The organism is Novilysobacter antarcticus (assembly GCF_019802285.1).
GTDB lineage: Bacteria > Pseudomonadota > Gammaproteobacteria > Xanthomonadales > Xanthomonadaceae > Novilysobacter > Novilysobacter antarcticus.
The window spans coordinates 79,693-99,824 of record NZ_JAIEUJ010000003.1 but is presented as its reverse complement, the minus strand read 5'-3'; the positions used below and the strand labels follow the sequence as shown (position 1 = coordinate 99,824).

General features: G+C 65.2%; 15 protein-coding genes. 10 read left to right on the top strand and 5 right to left on the bottom strand.

The window, feature by feature from the left end:
* Positions 1 to 8: 8 nt before the first annotated feature.
* The 4 genes from KZ491_RS09465 to prpC all read left to right on the top strand — a co-directional run bounded on the left by KZ491_RS09465 (position 9) and on the right by prpC (position 4,171).
* Positions 9 to 509: a peptidylprolyl isomerase gene (locus KZ491_RS09465; protein ID WP_222565643.1), complete on the top strand. Its 501-nt coding sequence runs from the start codon at positions 9 to 11 to the stop codon at positions 507 to 509.
* Positions 510 to 591: 82 nt separating this feature from the next.
* Complete coding sequence (locus KZ491_RS09460; RefSeq protein ID WP_222565642.1) at positions 592 to 1,797, top strand: aminotransferase class I/II-fold pyridoxal phosphate-dependent enzyme; 1,206 nt, start codon at positions 592 to 594, stop codon at positions 1,795 to 1,797.
* A 44-nt stretch (positions 1,798 to 1,841) separates the two neighbouring features.
* The gene (locus tag KZ491_RS09455; RefSeq protein WP_222565641.1) at positions 1,842 to 2,828 is read left to right on the top strand and encodes a malate dehydrogenase; all 987 of its coding nucleotides are present in this window, start codon (positions 1,842 to 1,844) and stop codon (positions 2,826 to 2,828) included.
* Between the two features lie 191 nt (positions 2,829 to 3,019).
* Entirely contained in the window at positions 3,020 to 4,171 is a 1,152-nt protein-coding gene (prpC, locus tag KZ491_RS09450; RefSeq protein ID WP_222565640.1) for a bifunctional 2-methylcitrate synthase/citrate synthase, read from the top strand.
* Between the two features lie 85 nt (positions 4,172 to 4,256).
* Here prpC and KZ491_RS09445 read toward each other — a convergent pair whose 3' ends face one another.
* The 3 genes from KZ491_RS09445 to KZ491_RS09435 all read right to left on the bottom strand — a co-directional run bounded on the left by KZ491_RS09445 (position 4,257) and on the right by KZ491_RS09435 (position 7,814).
* Positions 4,257 to 4,868, bottom strand: a complete 612-nt coding sequence (locus KZ491_RS09445) for a glutathione S-transferase family protein (RefSeq protein WP_222565639.1) — start codon at positions 4,866 to 4,868, stop codon at positions 4,257 to 4,259.
* 83 nt (positions 4,869 to 4,951) lie between these two features.
* Positions 4,952 to 5,422 (bottom strand): cell wall hydrolase, encoded by a 471-nt coding sequence (locus KZ491_RS09440; RefSeq protein ID WP_043959571.1) that lies wholly within the window; start codon positions 5,420 to 5,422, stop codon positions 4,952 to 4,954.
* 361 nt (positions 5,423 to 5,783) lie between these two features.
* On the bottom strand, positions 5,784 to 7,814 hold the full coding sequence (locus KZ491_RS09435) for an NADPH-dependent 2,4-dienoyl-CoA reductase (RefSeq protein ID WP_222565638.1): 2,031 nt from the start codon (positions 7,812 to 7,814) through the stop codon (positions 5,784 to 5,786).
* Positions 7,815 to 7,959: 145 nt separating this feature from the next.
* Here KZ491_RS09435 and KZ491_RS09430 point away from each other — a divergent pair, with 145 nt between their 5' ends.
* The 4 genes from KZ491_RS09430 (at position 7,960) to KZ491_RS09415 (ending at position 12,708) form a co-directional block, all read left to right on the top strand.
* Entirely contained in the window at positions 7,960 to 9,423 is a 1,464-nt protein-coding gene (locus KZ491_RS09430) for a bifunctional 2-methylcitrate dehydratase/aconitate hydratase (RefSeq protein ID WP_222565637.1), read from the top strand.
* A gap of 184 nt (positions 9,424 to 9,607) precedes the next feature.
* Entirely contained in the window at positions 9,608 to 10,672 is a 1,065-nt protein-coding gene (locus KZ491_RS09425; protein ID WP_222565636.1) for an OmpA family protein, read from the top strand.
* A 250-nt stretch (positions 10,673 to 10,922) separates the two neighbouring features.
* Positions 10,923 to 11,936, top strand: a complete 1,014-nt coding sequence (locus KZ491_RS09420) for an OmpA family protein (RefSeq protein ID WP_222565635.1) — start codon at positions 10,923 to 10,925, stop codon at positions 11,934 to 11,936.
* Between the two features lie 193 nt (positions 11,937 to 12,129).
* A complete protein-coding gene (locus tag KZ491_RS09415) occupies positions 12,130 to 12,708 on the top strand; it encodes a hypothetical protein (protein WP_222565634.1) in 579 nt (192 codons plus the stop codon).
* 128 nt (positions 12,709 to 12,836) lie between these two features.
* Here KZ491_RS09415 and kbl read toward each other — a convergent pair whose 3' ends face one another.
* Both kbl and tdh read right to left on the bottom strand, forming a co-directional pair.
* Positions 12,837 to 14,030 (bottom strand): glycine C-acetyltransferase, encoded by a 1,194-nt coding sequence (gene kbl / locus KZ491_RS09410; RefSeq protein ID WP_222565633.1) that lies wholly within the window; start codon positions 14,028 to 14,030, stop codon positions 12,837 to 12,839.
* 124 nt (positions 14,031 to 14,154) lie between these two features.
* Entirely contained in the window at positions 14,155 to 15,189 is a 1,035-nt protein-coding gene (tdh, locus tag KZ491_RS09405) for an L-threonine 3-dehydrogenase (RefSeq protein WP_222565932.1), read from the bottom strand.
* Between the two features lie 299 nt (positions 15,190 to 15,488).
* Here tdh and KZ491_RS09400 point away from each other — a divergent pair, with 299 nt between their 5' ends.
* Together KZ491_RS09400 and KZ491_RS09395 are read left to right on the top strand one after the other, a co-directional pair.
* The gene (locus KZ491_RS09400) at positions 15,489 to 17,594 is read left to right on the top strand and encodes a S46 family peptidase (RefSeq protein ID WP_222565931.1); all 2,106 of its coding nucleotides are present in this window, start codon (positions 15,489 to 15,491) and stop codon (positions 17,592 to 17,594) included.
* Positions 17,587 to 19,767, top strand: coding sequence for a S46 family peptidase (locus KZ491_RS09395; RefSeq protein ID WP_222565632.1), 2,181 nt, complete (start codon positions 17,587 to 17,589; stop codon positions 19,765 to 19,767). The genes KZ491_RS09400 and KZ491_RS09395 overlap by 8 nt, the downstream gene beginning before the upstream one ends.
* Positions 19,768 to 20,132 lie beyond the last annotated feature (365 nt).

The following is a 20,132-nucleotide window of genomic DNA, read 5'->3' as shown; positions in this document are numbered from 1 at the left end:
GTCACGACATGAGCCTGATCGCCAATTTCGATACCGAGCGCGGACCGATCCGCATTGAGCTGGCCGCCGACAAGGCGCCGCTGACGGTCGCCAACTTCGTCAACCTGGCCCAGCGCGGCTTCTACGACGGCCTCAATTTCCACCGCGTCCTGGCCGATTTCATGATCCAGGGCGGGTGCCCGCAGGGCACCGGTACGGGCGGCCCGGGCTACCGCTTCGAGGATGAGACCGGCAACGGCCTCGCCCACGAGCGCGGCGTGCTCTCGATGGCCAACGCCGGTCCGGGTACCAATGGCAGCCAGTTCTTCATCACCCACGTGCCGTGCTCCTGGTTGGATGGCAAGCACACCGTGTTCGGCAAGGTGATTGAAGGCCAGGACATCGTCGACAGCGTCAAGCAGGGCGACAAGATCAACTCGGTCAAGATTGAAGGCGACGTTGACGCGGCACTCGCGGCCAAGGCCGACCGCGTTGCAGAATGGAACAAGACCCTCGACGCCAAGGCGTAACGCACTTATCGGCAGTGGCGCCGCCAAGCCGCGGCTGCGTGTGGCGCCACCGCCTTCAACCCCCTTGCAACAGGCGATTGCGATGCCCCAGTTTGCCCAGCGCATCGGTCGGGCCCGGCCCAGCGCGATCATGCAGGTCGCTGAAAAGGCCAAGCGGCTGAAGGCCGAAGGCCGCGACATCATCAACTTCTCGATCGGCGTGCCCAATTTCCTGCCCGGCGATCACGTCTACGCCGCGGCGCGCGAATCCCTGGCCCACGACAGCGGCCAGTACGGCAGCAACCGCGGTTCCGAGACCCTCCTGAAAGCGTTCCTCGCCCATCTGGAAAAGATTGGCCTGACCGGGTACAGCGTGGCCAACCTGGCCAGCGGGATTGGCGCCAAACAGGTCATCTACAACCTCGCGGAGGCGTTGCTCGACGAGGGCGACACGATCGCCTTCGCAGTGCCGTACTGGACCAGTTACCGGGACATCGCGGCCATCGTAAACGCGAAGGTCGACCTGCTGCCGTGTCCCGCCGCGCAGGACTACAAGCTGACCCCTCAACAGCTGCAGACCGCGCTGGAGAAGAAGCCGCGCGTGTTCCTGTTCAACAACCCGTCCAATCCGACCGGCATGGTCTACGGCAGGGACGAGATCGCCGCGCTGGCCGACGTGCTCGTGCGCTATCCCGATACCTGGATCATCACCGATGACATCTACCACGCGATGGTGTTCGATGACCTGGGCTACTACAACTTTGCCCACGCCCGGCCGGAGCTGCGGGATCGCCTGATCTTCGTCGACTCGCTGTCCAAGACCTACGGCATGCCCGGTTGGCGCGTCGGCTTGATGGCCGGTCCGGAGTCCGTGGCCAAGGCGATCGCCACGCTAAACTCCAACCACATCACCAGTATTCCCGAGGTCGTTCAGGCTGCCGCGGTGGCCGCGCTGGAAGGCCCGCAGGATGTGCCGGCAGCCAAGCGGCGCGAATTCCAGGCCAAGCGCGACCAGGTCATGGACGTGATGGACGCGATCCCCGGCGTGGTGTGCCCGCGGCCGCAGGGGGCGTTCTATGCCTTCCCCGATGTGAGCATCGCGTTCGGCCGGGTGCACGGTCCCAGCGGCCTTGCGATCGATGACGACCTGACATTCTGCGGTGCGTTGCTGGAGACCAAGGGCGTGGCCTGCGTGCCGGGTTCTGCCTTCGGCGAGCCGCGCGCCGTCCGCATCAGCTACACCTGTCCGACCCCGCAGCTGGTCCCCGGGCTGCAGCGGTTTGCCGAGTTTTTTGCTGAATTGAACTGAGCTGTCGCTTCCCATCTCCCACCCCCACTGTTTCAGGAGTCCCCATGAAGAACCCCGTTCGCGTTGCCGTTACCGGCGCTGCCGGCCAGATCGGTTACTCCCTGCTGTTCCGCATCGCGTCCGGCGAGATGCTCGGCAAGGACCAGCCGGTGATCCTGCAGATGCTCGAGCTGCCGATGGAGAAAGCCCAGGCCGCGCTGAAGGGCGTGATGATGGAGCTGGAAGACTGCGCATTCCCCCTGCTGGCCGGCATGGTCGGTACCGATGACGCCGAAGTCGCCTTCAAGGACGCGGACGTCGCCCTGCTGGTGGGCGCGCGCCCACGTGGCCCCGGTATGGAGCGCAAGGACCTGCTGCTGGAGAACGCGAAGATCTTCACCGCCCAGGGCGCGGCGCTGAACAAGGTCGCCAGCCGCGACGTCAAGGTCCTGGTGGTGGGCAATCCGGCCAACACCAATGCCTACATCGCGATGAAGTCCGCGCCCGACCTCAACCCGGCCAACTTCACCGCAATGCTGCGCCTGGACCACAATCGCGCGCTGTCGCAGCTGGCCAACAAGGCCGGTGTGCCGGTGGGCGATATCGAGAAGCTCGTTGTGTGGGGCAATCACAGCCCGACCATGTACCCGGACTACCGCTTTGCCACGGTCAACGGGCAGTCGCTGAAGGACAAGATCAACGACGCCGACTGGAATGCCAACACCTTCATTCCGCAGGTCGGCAAGCGCGGCGCGGCGATCATCGAGGCGCGTGGCCTGTCATCGGCGGCCTCTGCTGCCAACGCGGCCATCGACCACATCCGTGACTGGGTGCTCGGCAGCAACGGCAAGTGGGTGACCATGGGCGTGGCCTCAGACGGCAGCTACGGGATCCCCGAAGGCATCATCTACGGCGTGCCTGTGATCACCGAGAACGGCAAGTACACCCGCGTCGAAGGGCTGGAGGTGGATGACTTCAGCCGTGCGGCGATGGACAAGACCCTGGCAGAGCTGGAGGAGGAACGCGCCGGCGTCGCCCACCTGCTGGGCTGAGTACTCAAGCAAAGCGGTTCCCACGGGGCAGCTTCGGCTGCCCCGTTGCGTTCCGGGCCGGGCAGGCCCGCGGCTCGGCTAGAATGTAAACATCTGCCGCGTCTTGAGTCCGGCGCAACTTATGCAACGCCGCCGTCCGACGACCAGCGCGCCGCCGGGACACGGTCTGGACCATCACCACTGGAGCCGAGATGAGCGACACACCCGTTACCAAGCCCAAGCCGAAAAAATCCGTGGCCCTCAGCGGCACGCCCGCCGGAAACACGGCGCTGTGCACCGTCGGCCTCAGCGGCAATGACCTGCACTACCGTGGTTACGATATCCACGATCTGGCCACCCGCTCGTCCTTCGAGGAGGTCGCCCACCTGCTCATTCACGGCGTGCTGCCCACCCGCGCGCAGCTGGCCGCCTACAAGACCAAGTTGCGCCGCCTGCGTGGCCTGCCGGCACTGGTCACCGAAGTGCTCGAGCTGGTGCCGGCCAACGCCCACCCGATGGACGTGCTGCGGACCGGATGCTCGATGCTGGGTACGGTGTTGCCGGAACGTGACAGTCATCCGGCATCGGAGGCGCGCGACATCGCCGACCGCCTGATCGCAAGCTTCGGCTCGATGCTGCTGTACTGGTGGCACTTCACCCGCAACGGCCGCCGGATTGATGTCGAGACCGAGGACGACAGCGTCGCCGCGCACTTCCTCCATCTGCTCCACGGCGAGCCGGCCAGTGCGTTGCACGCCGACGCGCTGGACAAATCGCTGGTGCTGTACGCGGAGCACGAATTTAACGCGTCGACCTTTGCCGGCCGCGTGATCGCCGGCACCGGATCGGACCTGTACTCGTGTCTGACCGGTGCGATCGGCGCGCTGCGCGGACCCAAGCACGGTGGCGCCAACGAAGTGGCGATGGACATCATCAGCCGCTATAACACCGCCGATGAGGCCGAGGCCGACATCCGCGCGCGGATGGAGCGCAAAGAGATCGTCATCGGATTCGGCCACCCCGTGTACACGATCGGCGATCCGCGCAATCCGATCATCAAGGAGATCAGCCGCAGCCTGTGCGAGGACGGCGGCAACCAGGTGCTGTTCGACGTGTCCGAGCGCATCGAGAACCTGATGATGGACACCAAGAAGATGTTCCCGAACCTCGACTGGTACAGCGCCTCGGCGTACCACATGATGGGCATCCCGACCGCGATGTTCACCCCGCTGTTCGTAATTGCGCGGACCACCGGCTGGAGCGCCCACGTGATTGAGCAACGCCAGGACGGCAAGATCATCCGCCCCAGCGCGACCTACGTTGGCCCCGAGGACCAGGCGTACGTGGAACTCGACAAGCGCTGACCGGGACTACGGCCGCTCAGCGGCTCGCAGCAAGCAAAAGGCCACGCAGATGCGTGGCCTTTTTTGTCGGTGCACTCGGACCGGCTCAGCTGAGGCCTTCCGCCTTCAACACCGCCTGCACGCCCTCATCGGCGTCCATACGGGCGCGGTAGGCCGCCAGGTTATCCAGTCCTGTCATGTCGATTCCCACAAACCCCGCCCAGCGCAGAGTCATATAGAAATAAGCGTCGGCATGGCTGCGGAAGCCGGCCAGCCACTGCCGCCCTTCCAGGGCTGCATCGGCGACCTTGAACAGATCGCGCACACGGCCCCGGGCAGCAGTCTTCAGGCCGGCATGCTGCGCCTCGTCGGCATGGAACCGCGCGGGTGCGAACAGCGGATTGAATGCAGGGTGCAGGTCGGCATTGACGAACGCCAGCCAACGGGTGGCGATGGCTCGCTGGCGGGCGCTGCCGTCGCCGATGAGGCCGGCGTTGGGATAGCTGTCGGCGATATAGCCCATGATCGCGGCGTTCTGGGTAAGGACGAAGTCACCGTCCACCAGGGTCGGCACGGTGCCACTGGGATTGAGCGCCAGGTACTCGGGCGACTTCATCGCCTGAGCCGTCATGACTTCGATCTCGTAGGGCTGGCCGGTCCATTCAAGGGCAATGTGGTCAGCGGTTGAACACGAACCAGGCTTTGTGTACAGCTTCATGCGATCTCCGGAGTGGGGCGGGGGAGGGCCATCGTCTCGCCGATGACCACCCGCCATTATCCACGCGACCGCTGGCGCTGCGCTCAGGTCCCGACCGGAAGGTTGGAGGGAGCGAGGTTCTGCACCTTCAGGAAGGTGTGGTCGCCGATGGTCGCGACCCGGTAGGCGTTGCGCCAGTTTGGGCTGGCGATCGACAGCGCGGCGAAATGGCTGGCGCCGGGCACGATCTCCAGGCGCTCACCAACCGGCAGTTCCCAGTTGCGCTGTGCTTCCAGCGCGATGGTCACCGACTCGGCCCAGGCCTCGGTGTTGCTCAGACGGGTATTGGGCGAGACGATGGTGGGCGCGAACTGCTTGCGCGCCGTGACCACGTCGCAGACGCTGTCGCCCCACAATCCGCTGTCGCGGCGACGTAGCGCCACTTCAGCGACCGCTTGCTGTCCCTGCACGGACTGATTGCGTGCTTCCAGATACAGGGTGGTGCTCAGGCAAAGCGAGTCTGCGCTTTGCGGGGATAGAACCGAGGCCAACCACAGGATCCAGGCCAGTTTCATGACGAACTCCTTGCTCCGTTGCGCCGGCAACGTTCGTTGCACTCCGGGGAGTGCGGTCTGTTGCCGGCATGGCGTACTGGGGAGGCGGCGGCTCTGTGGCGCGCTTGGCCCCTTCACCTTTGACCCGCAGAAGGCGGGAGGGTGGATGTCACTCGCAGTGGGTGACTGGGAAAGTTGCGGCACGGTAGCGGCAGGAATATAAACGCAACGTGAACCGGGTTGCGCATTCAGGTTTGTGTGGGCACGGTCTGTACCGACCCGATCGAGGAAGCCCTTACACCGCAAAGCTTTCACGACAAGCTGAACAGAATCCTGAATCTGCCGTCAGAAAACCCCTGTTCAGGGTTTTACAGGAGTTCGCTCAAAGCGCCGCGGCCAGGCGGCAGCCCTGCTCAATGGCCCGTTTTGCATCCAGCTCGCTCGCCATGTCGGCACCGCCGATAACGTGGACCGTCCGGGCGTGGTCGCGCAGCTGGTCCGCCAACGGCTTGAAGGAAATCTGCCCGGCGCAGACGACGACGTGGTCCACCGGGAGCAACTGCGCCTTGCCGTCGATCCGCACGTGCAAGCCCGCATCGTCGACGTGCAGGTATTCCACGCCACTGATCATCGTTACCTGCTTGTGCTTCAGGGTGGCCCGGTGGATCCAGCCGGTGGTCTTGCCGAGCCGCGCGCCCAGCTTGCCGTCACTGCGCTGGAGCAGCCACAGCGCTCGCGCCGGGGGCTCGGCCGCAGGCGGTACGAGACCGCCGCGATTCTCGATGTAGTCCAGGTCGACTCCCCACTCCTTGCGCCAGCGTCGGGGTTCGAGCGTGGGGGATTTCCCGGACTGAACGAGAAATTCGGCGACGTCGAAGCCTATGCCGCCGGCACCGATGATTGCCGCTGTGGCGCCGACTTCGACATTCCCCTGCAGGACATCGGCGTAGCCGACCACGCGGGGATGGTCGGCGCCGGGGAAGTCGACTTGGCGCGGGACCACGCCGGTGGCAAGCACCACATGGTCGAATCCAGCCAGATCCGCTTTGGTGGCTCGCGTCGCCAAGCGCAGGTCGACCCCGGTCAATTCGATCTGGCGCTGAAAGTAGCGCAGCGTCTCGTGGAATTCCTCTTTGCCGGGGATGCGTTTGGCCAGGTTGAACTGGCCACCTATGCGGCCCGCGGTCTCGAACAGGGTGACCCGGTGGCCGCGCTGGGCGGCGATGGTGGCGCAGGCCAGGCCCGCCGGTCCTGCACCGACGACAGCGATACGCCTAGGCGATGCGGTCGGCGTGTATCGGAGTTCGGTTTCGGCGCACGCGCGCGGATTGACCAGGCAACTGGCGCGCTTGTTGGCAAACACGTGGTCCAGGCAAGCTTGGTTACAGGCAATGCAGGTGTTGATCTCGTCACTGCGTCGTGCGCGCGCCTTGGCGACCCACTCGGGATCGGCCAGCAGGGGACGCGCCATCGACACCATGTCCGCCTCGCCGCCGGCAAGGATGCGTTCGGCCGTGTCGGGCATGTTGATGCGGTTGGTGGCAATGACCGGCACCCCGACGGCCGGCCGCAGGCGCGCGGTAATTTGGCTGAAGGCGCCGCGCGGAACGGAGGTGGCGATCGTTGGCACCCGCGATTCGTGCCAGCCGATACCGGTGTTGATCAGGGTTGCGCCTGCGGCCTCCACCGCGCGTGCCTGGGCCACGACCTCCTCCCAGCTGAGTGCGTCATCGACCAGATCGATCATCGACAGCCGGTAGATGAGGATGAAGTCCGGCCCGCACGCCTCGCGGATGCGCCGCACGATCTCCAGCGCAAAGCGCATGCGCTGGTTCACGTCACCGCCAAAATCGTCCTTGCGTCGATTGGTCCGCGGCGCGGTGAACTGGTTCAGCAGGTAGCCTTCCGAACCCATCACCTCGACGCCGTCGTAGCCGGCTTCGCGCGCGAGCTGGGCGGTCCTTACGAACGCGGCAATTTGGCGCTCTACGCCGCGTGTCGACAGCGCGCGCGGGGTGAACGGATTGATCGGCGACTTGATCCGGCTGGGCGCGACCTGCAGCGGGTGGTAGCCGTAGCGCCCGGCGTGCAGGATCTGCAGGCAGATCCGGCCGTCGTGGCTATGCACGGCATCGGTGACCTGGCGATGCTTGCGCACCTCCCACGACCGGCTCAGCTTGCCACCGAACGGTTTCAGCCAGCCGGTGATGTTGGGCGCGAATCCGCCGGTGACCATCAGTCCCACGCCTGCCTGAGCGCGCTCGGCGAAGTAGGCCGCCAGTTTTGGGAAGTCCGCGGCGCGGTCTTCCAGACCCGTGTGCATCGAGCCCATCAGCACCCGGTTGGGCAGGCGGCAGAACCCCAGGTCCAGCGGCGAAAACAGATGCGGATACAGCGGGTGCGGGTCGGTCATGGAAAGTACGCGAGCGTATGGATGAATCACGATGCCGCCATTTCCATCAAGCGGCAAGTTGCCGCGCTCCGACGACCAGCGTGTGTCCACGCTCTGCTTATGGACGAGAGGGCACAGTGGAGCGCCGCCCCACGGACTCCTGCCAATGAGCCAGCACGACAGCCGCTCTGCGAGCCGCCCCGCGCCTGACCAGCCGTTGCTGGACGTGGCGGACTACGTGGTCGACTACACGATCGATTCGACGGAGGCCTACGACACGGCGCGCTACATGTTGCTGGACTCGCTGGCATGCGCGGCGCTGGCGATGGAGCACCCGGAGTGTGTGACCCATCTGGGGCCGCTGGTGCCGGGCGCGGAACTCAAGTACGGCGCGCGCGTGCCATTCACGGGGTTCCAGCTGGATCCCGTGCAGGCCGCCTACAACATCGGTGTGCAGATCCGCTGGCTGGACTTTAACGACACCTGGTTGGCGGCGGAGTGGGGCCATCCCTCCGACAACCTCGGCGCGATCCTTGCCGTGGCCGACTATCTGGGCCGGATTGCGGAGCAGGAAGGTAAGGCGCCGATGACCGTGCGCGACGTGCTCGGCTGGGCAATCAAGGCCCATGAAATCCAAGGCTGCTATGCACTGGAGAACGCGTTCAACCGCCTGGGCATGGACCACGTGATCCTTGTGCGCCTGGCATCGACCGCGGTAGCAACCCGGATGTTGGGCGGCGATCGCGACGCGATATGGTCGGCACTTTCGCACAGCTGGATGGACAACGGCGTGCTGCGAACCTATCGCCACGCGCCCAATACGAGTGCGCGCAAAAGCTGGGCTGCCGGCGATGCTTGCAGACGCGCGGTGACCCACGCGCTAAATGCCGTGCGCGGCGAGGTCGGCTGTCCGAGTGCGCTGAGCGCGCCGACCTGGGGCTTTTACGACGTCGCCTGTGACGGCCGGGCGTTTTCCTTCGAGCGCGATTTTGGCAGCTACGTGATGGAAAATGTGCTGTTCAAACTCAGCTTCCCGGCAGAGTTCCATGCCCAGACCGCCGTCGAGTGCGCAATGCAATTGCATGGGCAGGTCAAGCACCGGATGGATGTCGGCGGAATCGACGCGATTGAGCGGATCGAGCTGGAAACCCAGCAAGCAGCGATCCGAATCATCGACAAGACCGGCCCGCTGTCCAATTACGCCGACCGCGACCACTGCCTGCAATACATGGTCGCAGTGCCGTTGCTGTTCGGCCGCCTGACCGCCGATGACTATGGCGATGCGGTTGCCGCCGATCCGCGCATCGACGCGCTCCGCGACAAGATGACCGTACGCGAGGATCCGCGCTTCACCCGCGACTACTCCGATCCCGCCAAGCGTTTTATCGGGAATTCGGTGCAGGTGTGTTTCAGCGACGGCAGCGTCACCCCCAAGGTCACCGTGGACGTGCCGATCGGGCACCGACAGCGTCGTGCCGAGGGAATTCCGGTGTTGATGGACAAGTTCGAGCGCGCTATGCGAGGGCGCCTGACACCGGCGCGCGCGGATCAGCTTGTCCAGCTCGCGAATGATCCCGAGCGTCTGGAAGGCATGGGCGTGACTAGGTTCATGGCGATTTTCAGTACATGAACCAAACGCAACCGGGGCGGTGGCCATCCGGGAACTTCGTCAATTGTTAGTCCCCTGTTAACATGGCCTTCACGGTGACGGACCTAATCTTCACTCGATGGCGTCGTACCGGCAGCCGTCTGATAGCGGTACGGAATTACGCACCCCGGTTTTTTTCAGTCTCGATCCACATGGAGATATACGTATGAACAAGAAACTCCTCTGCGCAGCCCTGCTTGGCGGCTTCGCGTTTGCGAGCTCGGCCAGCGCTCAAGAGTTCGATGACCGCTGGTACCTGACCGGTTCGGCGGGCATGAACATCCAGGACAGCAATCGCGATTCCCGCGATGCGCCGTTCCTGGCCCTGGGTGTGGGCAAGTTCCTCAACCCGAACTGGTCGCTTGACGCGGAGCTGAACTATCAGAAGCCGAAGGCCGATCGCAACCAGGATCTGAACTGGAGCCAGTACGGCATCTCGCTCGATGCGCGTTACCACTTCCTGGCCGAAGGCCGGAACTGGAACCCGTACGTGCTGATGGGCCTGGGTTACCAGCGCGCCGAGGAAGAGTTTGATCCGTCCAACCCGCTGTTGCCCGCGCGCTTCACCCGCAACGGTGCTCCGAGCGTGCAGAAAGACGGCCACGTTGCCGGCAAGCTCGGCTTCGGTGCCCAGGGTGACGTCGGTCGCGTCAAGATCCGTACGGAGCTGGCGTACCGCATTGATGCGCACGACAACAGCGTCGGCGCGTTCCTGAGCGACGACGAGCCGCGTGATGACGGCGCCGACTGGTTCGGTGATGTCCTCGCCTCGGTCGGCGTTGTGGTTCCGCTGGGTCCCGAGCCGATGGCTCCGGTCGCCCCGGCTCCGGTTGCCCCGCCGCCGGCTCCGGTTGAAGATGCGCCGATCCCGGTGACCATCGACCTGCGTGGCGTCAACTTCGAGTTCGACAAGTCGAACCTGCGCCCGGATGCGGTCTCAATCCTGAGCGAAGCCACCCAGATCCTGCAGCGCTACCCCGAGCTGCGCGTGGAAGTGGCCGGTCACACCGACTCCAAGGGTTCGGACGCCTACAACCAGGCCCTGTCGGAGCGTCGCGCCAGCGCCGTCTATGACTACCTGACCAGCAACGGTATTGACGCCGGTCGCCTGGTGGGCCCGAACGGTTACGGCGAGAGCCGTCCGATCGCGCCGAACACCAACCCGGACGGTTCGGACAATCCGGAAGGTCGCGCCGAGAACCGTCGCACCGAGCTGAACGTCCAGAACTGAGTCAGCTACAACTCGCTGCGGTTTTTCCTGCAGCACTGAGGTAACTCCAGAGCCCGGCAGCTTATGTCGGGCTCTGGTCGTTTTACGCGCTTGTTAATAAAACGTTCCGATATGTGTATGATCGCCAGCGTGACTGCGGATCGTGGAGGCTTTGTGCCGCCTTCCGGAGTGACTTGCCTGCTCCAGCGACATGACGCGAAACCGGAATGTCGCCCAATAATTTCCCCCGGATACCACTGAAGGAGTTTTCATGAAGATTCGCTTGATGAGCGCCGCTCTGCTCGCAGGCCTGGCATTTGCCTCGGCCGCCAATGCCCAGGAATTCGATGACCGCTGGTACCTGACCGGTTCCACCGGTTTCAATCTGCAGGACAGCGACCGTGGCACTAATGACGCTCCGTTCCTGGCCCTCGGCCTGGGCAAGTTCGTCAGCCCGAACTGGTCGATCGACGGCGAGCTGAACTACCAGAACCCGAACTTCGACGCCAACCAGGACCTCAACTGGAGCCAGTACGGCATCTCGCTGGACGCGCGTTACCACTTCCTGGCCGAAGGCCGGAACTGGAACCCGTACCTGCTGATGGGCCTGGGCTACCAGCGCTCCGAGGAAGAGTTCGACGCGTTCCCGAACTCCGACTCCCCGGGCCAGCGCGTTGATGGCAACCTGGCGGCCAAGGTCGGTGCCGGTCTGCAGGCCAACATGGGCCGCGTCGGCGTGCGTACCGAGCTGGCGTACCGCGGCGACTTCGACGACCAGAGCGTCCACAACCCCAATGAGAGCTGGTTTGGTGACCTGCTGGCAACCGTCGGCGTGATCGTTCCGCTGGGTCCCGAGCCGATGGCTCCGGTCGCCCCGGCTCCGGTTGCCCCGCCGCCGGCTCCGGTTGAAGATGCGCCGATCCCGGTGACCATCGACCTGCGTGGCGTCAACTTCGAGTTCGACAAGTCGAACCTGCGCCCGGATGCGGTCTCAATCCTGAGCGAAGCCACCCAGATCCTGCAGCGCTACCCCGAGCTGCGCGTGGAAGTGGCCGGTCACACCGACTCCAAGGGTTCGGACGCCTACAACCAGGCCCTGTCGGAGCGTCGCGCCAGCGCCGTCTATGACTACCTGACCAGCAACGGTATTGACGCCGGTCGCCTGGTGGGCCCGAACGGTTACGGCGAGAGCCGTCCGATCGCGCCGAACACCAACCCGGACGGTTCGGACAATCCGGAAGGTCGCGCCGAGAACCGTCGCACCGAGTTGAACGTGCAGAACTAAGCACGCTCGCAAGGTCAGGGAACGCCCTCGGGCGACCCCTGTGCAGTACCGAAGCCCGGCCATCGTGCCGGGCTTCGTGTTTTCGGGCGTTTGGCGGAAGACCCGATGCGGGCGGTTGTTCAAGGCCGGTCAGGCGCCTACACTCTGGCCGACTGGACGCGATGTCCGGGTGCCGTTTTCCAGGAGTCTGAACATGTTGCGTGCTGCCATTGTCCTTGTACTGCTTTCCTCCGCCGGTTTGGCGAACGCGCAAACCGCGGCCTGCGGTAGCCTGGCGGCGCCGGCCATTCCGATGCAACGCACCGTGATCGTTCCGGTCGCCTCGGAGTTCCGGACCCCGGGCCGCCAGCTTGGCGCTCCCTCGGGCGTCCTTTCGCAGGCGCTGAGCGAGTCGCTTTCGGCCGAGCAGGTGCTGTTCCGCAAGCAGCTTGAAGGCTGCGCCACTGTGGCCAGTATCGCGCCGGTGGTCTCACCTGGCAGCCTGCCCGCTGCGACCGTGGCGCCGGCCGCCGTTGGAACCACGGATGCGACGACCGGTGTCCCCACCTCGGCCGATCCGGCTGCGTACAAGCCGCGGACCGAGTTCGACAACACCCCTTGGCGTTTCAGCATGAGCCAGAACGGCCAGCGCATGACCGCCGACGCCTTCGACGAGTGGATGAAAGCGAAAGGCTTGCAGGTCGTTGGTGGAAAATTCGTCCGGATCAAGGCATCCGCCGAGGTACCCGCGGCGGATGCCGGAGCAGCCGCGCCGCCCGTCCAGGAGCAATAATTAGCAAGGCAGGCTGCGTCTGCAGCCGGCTGGGGTGAACGATGAAACGGCCGCATACGCGGCCGTTTCCATATGCGCTGCGAAGGTTGCCCGCAAACCGGTTGCAGTGTGCAGCGCTTGAGGCCCGCTCAGTCTTTCAGTACGCCCAGTTCCCGACCGATGCGGATGAAGGCATCAATGCCCTGGTCGAGCTGCTCGCGGGTATGCGCGGCGCTGATCTGCGTGCGGATGCGCGCCTCGCCCTGGGGTACGACGGGAAAGAAGAACCCGATTGCGTAGATTCCTTCATCCAGCAGCCGGTTGGCGAATTTCTGTGCCATCGGCGCGTCATACAACATGACGGGGACAATCGGATGGTCACCGGGCTTGAGGTCGAATCCGGCTGCGCTCATTTTCTCGCGGAAGTAACGCGTGTTCTCCACCAGTGTGGTGCGCATCGCGTCGGCGCCGGCCAGCATCTGGAACGCCTTCGTCCCGGCAGCCACGACGTGAGGCGGCAACGAGTTGGAGAACAGGTACGGGCGTGAGCGCTGGCGCAGCAGCTCGATCACTTCCTTTTTGCCCGTAGTGAAGCCGCCCACGGCGCCGCCCATGGCCTTGCCAAGGGTGCCGGTGAAGATATCGATGCGGTCCATGACGCCCTTGAGTTCCGCCGAACCCCGGCCGGTGGCGCCTATGAACCCGGTCGCGTGGCAGTCGTCGATGTGCACCAGGGCGCCGTATTTCGCCGCCAGTGCGCAAATCTCGTCGAGTGGGGCGACGAAGCCGTCCATTGAGAACACGCCATCGGTGGTGATCAATTTGGTCTTGCAGCCAGCCGCGTCCGCTGCCTGCAGCTGGGTTTCCAGATCGGCCATGTCGCAGTTGGCGTAGCGGAAGCGCTGGGCCTTGCACAGACGTACGCCGTCGATGATCGAGGCATGGTTGAGGCTGTCGGAAATGACCGCGTCTTCCGGCCCCAACAGCGGTTCGTACAAGCCACCGTTGGCGTCGAAGCAGGATGCGTAGAGGATGGTGTCCTCGGTGCCGAAGAAGTCGGCGATCGTCTCTTCCAGCTCCTTGTGCAGGTCCTGCGTGCCGCAGATGAAGCGGACCGAGGCCATGCCGAAACCGTGCGAATCCAGTGCGTCCTTGGCGGCCTGGATCAGGTCGGGATGGTCGGCCAGGCCGAGGTAGTTGTTGGCGCAGAAGTTCAGCACCGTGCTGCCGTCATCCAGCGTGATCTGCGCCGACTGCGGGCTGCTGATCACCCGCTCGGACTTGAACAGCCCCGCCTCGCGGATTTCCTCGAGGCTGGTGGCGTAACGCTTGGTCAGGGACATGGCGGCTCCAGAAAGTCGTAGTCGATGTCGGGTTGCTGCGCGTGGATTACGTTCGCGCAGCTGCGGAAAAGGGCGGTGTGCGCTGGGCGTTTGCCGCCGGCGCGGCGTGGCGGGCGGTTCGCACTCAGTTCCAGCTGAGAACGATCTTGCCCGACTGGCCGGCTTCCATGAGGTCGAAACCCTTCTGGAATTCGTCCACCGGGAGCTGGTGGGTCAGCACCTTGCCCAACGGGAATCCGCCGAGCACCAGCTGGGTCATCTTGTACCAGGTCTCATACATCTTGCGCCCGTAGATGCCATGCAGGGTCAGGCCCTTGAAGATGATCTTGTCCCAGTCCGCGCCGGCGCCCTGGGGCATGATGCCAAGCAGCGCGATCTTGCCGCCGTGGTACATGCACTCGAGCATGTCGTTGAAGGCGCGCGGGTTGCCGCTCATCTCCAGACCGACGTCGAAGCCTTCCATGTGCAGGTCCTTCATCACGTCCTTCAGCGGTGTGTTGGCGACGTTGACCACGCGGGTGGCGCCCATGTCGGCGGCGAGCTTGAGCCGATAGTCGTTGACGTCGGTGACCACCACGTTGCGCGCGCCGATGTGCTTGCAGATGCCCGCCGCGATGATGCCGATGGGGCCTGCACCGGTGATCAGCACGTCCTCGCCGACCACGTCGAACTCCAGCGCGCAGTGGGCCGCGTTGCCGTAGGGGTCGAAGAAGGCCGCCAGCTCGCTGGGGATCTGGTCGGGGATCGGCCACAGGTTGGTGGCCGGCATCACGATGTATTCGGCAAACGCGCCATTGCGGTTGACCCCGATGCCCACTGTGTTGGGGCACAGGTGCTGGCGGCCGCCGCGGCAATTGCGGCAGTGGCCGCAGACAATATGGCCTTCCGCCGAGACCCGCTGGCCGACGCGATACCCGGTGACACCCGGGCCGAAGTCGACGATCCGGCCGACGAACTCATGACCGATCACCAGGCCCGGCTTGACGGTGCGCTGGCTCCACTCGTCCCACAGGTAGATGTGCAGGTCGGTTCCGCAGATCGCGGTCTTCTCCAGCTTGATCAGGACCTCGTTGGCACCGGCGCTGGGCACTGGCACGTCTTCCATCCAGATGCCTTTTCCGGCTTCGCGCTTGACCAGCGCCTTCATCGTGGAGGGGATCGAGTGCGCTGCGTACGGCTGCGCTTTGGCGGTGGTATCGGACATGGATGGCCTGGCGAAAACGGCGTGGTTGGGGGCCAATTGTACCGGCCACACCTTCGGTCCCGATGACGGACTCTGCATATGCCGGGCGTGGCAACCGGCTCGCAGGCATGACCGTTGGCGGTTGCGGATGCTCGGTGGCATTGCTTATCGTCGAAGGTTGCACATCACCTACCGGGGCAACCGTGAACTTTCGAATCCTCTCGGCGGCCCTGACCGTCGCGCTCGCATCCACCGTCGCCCACGCCGATGAAGGCATGTGGCAACCCAGCCAGATGCCCGAGCTGGCCGCCCAGCTCAAGGCGCGCGGCCTGGAGATGGACCCGGCGGCGTTGTCCAACCTGGCCGGCAAACCGCTGGACGCGGTCATCAGCCTGGGCGGCTGCACGGCAAGTTTCGTGTCCCCTACGGGTCTGGTGGTGAGCAACCATCACTGCGTTTACGGCGCGGTCCAGTACAACTCCACGCCCGAGCGCGACCTGCTCAGCGATGGGTTTGTCGCCAAGACCCTCGCCGAGGAGCTGCCCGCCGAGCCCAATGCACGCATCTACGTCACCCAGGAGATCGCAGACGTCACCGCCCGGATCACCGACGGTCTGGACGGTCTGGATGGCAAGGCCCGCTACGACACCATTGAGTCGCGCAGCAAGGCGCTCGTGGCCGAGTGCGAGCAGCCCGGCGGTCTGCGCTGCAATGTCTACAACTTCCACGGCGGGCTGCAGTTCTCACTGATCCGCCAGCTGGAGATCCGCGACGTGCGCCTCGTGTACGCCCCGCCCGACTCGATCGGCAAGTTCGGCGGTGACGAGGACAACTTCGAGTGGCCGCGGCACACCGGCGACTGGGGGTTCCTGCGCGCCTACGTCGGCAAGGACGGCAAGCCGGCGGCGTACTCCCCCGACAATGTGCCCTACAAGCCGGCCAGCTGGTTGACGGTGGCCCAGCAGCCGCTGGAGGAGGGTGACTACGTCATGGTGACCGGCTATCCCGGTTCCACCGATCGCTACCGCCTGCCAGGCGAGGTCAAGGAAGCGATCGAGTGGCGCTATCCGACGATGGTGGGGTACTTCGGTGACTACCTGGCCACGATTGATCGAACGACCGCCGGCGACAAGGCCGCAGCGCTCAAGTACGCCTCCACCGTGGCCAGCCTCAACAACGTGCTGAAGCTTTATCAGGGCAACCTGGACGGTTTCGCCCAGATGGCCGATCCGGTGGGGGTCAAACAGGCGCGCGAGGACGCGCTGGAAGCGTGGTTGGGCAAGCGCGGCAGCGAGGGCCGGGCGCAGCTGAACGCCATCCGCGCACTGGAGAAGGAGCTGGCCGAGGATCGCGCAACCCGTGAGCGTGACCTGTGGTTCAACAACACGCTGGGCGGCGGACTGCCCGGCGTGGCGGTGAACCTGTATCGCAACGCGATCGAACAGGCCAAGCCGGACGCGGAGCGCAAGCCGGGCTATCAGGATCGTGATGCGCCGCGCATCGCCGGCTCGATGACGGCGTTCGACAAGCGCTACGACGCCAAGGTGGACCAGGCACTGATGTCGCTGCGCCTGCAGCGTTACGCCAGCCAGGTGCCGGCGGCGCAGCGCATCGCCGCCCTCGACCGCTGGCTGGGTATCGGCGCCACCGACACGACCATCCCTGGACTGGATGCGAAGCTCGACGCCCTGTACGCCGGCTCCAGGCTCGGCGACGTGGACACCCGTCTTGCGCTGCTGAAGGCGGACAAGGCCGATATCGAGGCCTCCGATGATGCCGCCCTGCAGTTGGCGGTCGCGATGATGCCGACCGTGTTGCAGATCGAAGCCGATGGCGAGGCACGCTCCGGCCGGATCTCGGCACTGCGGCCGCAGTACATGCAGGCGATGATCGATTTCAACCAGTCCCAGGGCAAGCCGGTCTATCCGGACGCCAACAGCTCGCTGCGCATCACCTTCGGCACCGTGAAGGGTTACTCGCCGCGCGACGGCGTGCAGATGACACCGTTCACCACTCTGGCCGGCATCGTCGCCAAGACCACCGGCAAGGAGCCTTTTGTCACCCCGCAGGCGGAACTGGATGCGATTGCCGCCGGCAAGGGCGCGCAGTACCGGATGGACTCGCTGGGCGATGTGCCGGTGAACTTCCTCAGCGACGTGGATACCACCGGCGGCAACTCCGGATCGCCCACGCTGAATTCCAAAGGCGAGCTGGTTGGCCTGTTGTTTGACGGCAACTACGAAAGCCTCAGCGCCGGCTGGATCTTCAACCCCGAACTGACCCGCTCGATCCACGTCGATGCCCGCTATATGCGCTGGGTGATGGACGAGGTCGACCACGCTGAACACCTCCTGGAGGAGATGGGACTGCCGCATGACTGACACCAGCACAACCTTGAAGACCGCCGTGCGTGGAGCATTGCTGGCGACCGCCGCCGGCCTCGCGTTTGGCGCCCACGCCGATGAAGGCATGTGGATGCCGTCGCAACTGCCGCAGATCGCCGACCAGTTGGCTGCGGCCGGCTACAAAGGTGATCCCGCCGCGCTGGCCGACCTGACCCGCCCGCCGATGAGCGCGGTGGTGTCGCTGGGCGGATGTACCGCCAGCTTCGTGTCCCCACAGGGTCTGGTGGTGACCAACCACCACTGCGCCTATGGGGCGATCCAGCTCAACTCGACGCCGCAGAACAACCTGATGGCGGACGGCTTCAATGCCGCCTCGCTCAAGGATGAAGTCTCGGCCGGACCGGCCGCCCGCGTGTTTGTGACCACCGACTTCGACCGGGTCACCGACCGCGTGCTCGCGGAGGCTCGCGGAAAGACCGGTCGCGATTACTACGACGCGGTTGATTCGGCGAGCAAGGCGCTGGTGGCCGAGTGCGAACAGGACGCCGGTTACCGCTGCAGCGTTGCCAACATGTATTACGGCACCGATTTCTACCTGGTCAAGCAGCTGGAGCTGAAGGATATCCGGCTGGTCTATGCGCCGCCGGAATCGATCGGCAAGTACGGCGGCGAGATCGACAACTTCATGTGGCCGCGGCACAGCGGTGACTTCGCGTTCTACCGCGCCTATGTCGGTCGCGACGGCAAGCCGGCGGCGTTCTCGCCGGACAACGTGCCGTATCAACCGAAGGCATTCCTGGAGGTGTCGACCGACCCGGTCGCCGAGGGCGATTTCGCGATGCTGGCTGGGTATCCGGGCCGCACGTTCCGCCATCGTACCGCGGCCGAGTTCGCCGACCAGGTGGGCACCCAGCTGCCCGAGCGCGTGGACCTGTATGCCGCGATGATCGACACCATCGAGGGTGCCGCCGCCAACGACGCGGATGCCGGCGTGCTGTACGCCTCTCAGGTTGCCAGCATGAAGAACAACCTCAAGCGGGCGCAGGGCGAGTTGGACGGCCTTCGCCGCAGTGATGCGGTCGGCGTACGCAAGCGCGACGAGGCCGCGATGCTGACCTGGCTCGACAAGCAGCCCGATGCGGCCGCCGCCCGCCGCGACATCGATGCGGCGGCCGCGGTCATCGCGCAGTCGCAGGCGACGCGCGAGCGCGACCAGTTGTTCGGGCTGATGCGCACCCAGACCCAGCTGCTCAAAAGCGCCATGCAGCTGCAGCGGCTGGCGGTCGAGCGTGCCAAGCCCGACGCGGAGCGCGAAACCGGTTACCAGCTCCGCGACGAGGCGCAGATCGAGGCCTCGCTGAAGCAGGTCCAGCGCCGTTACGCCCCGCAGGTGGAAAAAGCCCTGTTGGCAGAGCTGCTGACCCGCTACCGCGCACTGCCTGCCGACCAGCGCATCGCCGAGCTGGACGCCGTGTTCGGCACCGACAAGGCCCAAGCGGTGTCCGCGCTGGACACGCTCTACAGCGGCACCCGACTCGATCAGGAGGCGGAGCGCCTGCGCCTGCTCGCCGCCGATCCCGCGGAGATCGGCGCGTCCACCGATCCGTTGATGCAGGCCGCTGCGAAGTTGCTGCCGGCCCAGTTGCGAATCGCTGATGCGGATAAGGCCAGCGACGGCGAACTGCTGCGTTTGCGGCCGGCCTACATGCGCGCGCTGATCGGCTTCCGTGAGTCGCAAGGGCAGGCGGTGTACCCCGACGCCAACTCGACCCTGCGGGTGAGCTACGGCAAGGTCAGCTCGCTGGACCCGCGCGACGGCGTCCACTACACCCCGCTCACCACGGTGCAGGGAATCGTCGAAAAGCACACCGGCGAGGATCCTTTCGACGCCCCCAAGACCCTGCGCGACGCGATCGCCAAGGGCGACTTCGGCAGCACCATCGATCCCGTGCTGGGCACCCAGACCGTCAACCTGATGACCAACCTGGACACGACCGGCGGCAACTCCGGATCCCCGGTGCTGGACGCCAGCGGAAAGCTGATCGGGCTGAACTTCGACAGCAACTGGGAAGCGGTCAGCGCCAGCTGGATGTACGACCCGCGCTACAAGCGGGCCATCCACGTTGACGTGCGTTACCTGCGCTGGCTGATGGGCAAGGTGTACCCGGCACCGAACCTGTTGCGGGAAATGAGCCTGCCGCTGGAGTAGGGCTTGGAGAAGAGCGCCGCACCGTGGTGTCGCCGCGGGCCGGGGGCGAACGCCCTTGCTGCGAATGTCCCCCGGCACCGGTGAAGCCGGTGCCTCCTCCTTTACTTCGCCGCAAGGGCGTTCACCCCCGGCATCCAGCATGGCGGTGGTTGCAGATGCGCGAATCCGCCAGTACCGGGGGGACCTGCATGCCTTCGGGGCGAAGTAAAGGAGGAGGCCGCCGCCGGAGGCGGTGGCCGGAGGCGGTGGCCGGGGGACATTCGCCTCGAAGGCATGCAGGTCGCTCGCCCGGTCGATCACACCACAACCGGGCCAATGAGCAACATTTTCCCCGTCCTCCCTATGTCTTCAAAGGCGGGCAAAAA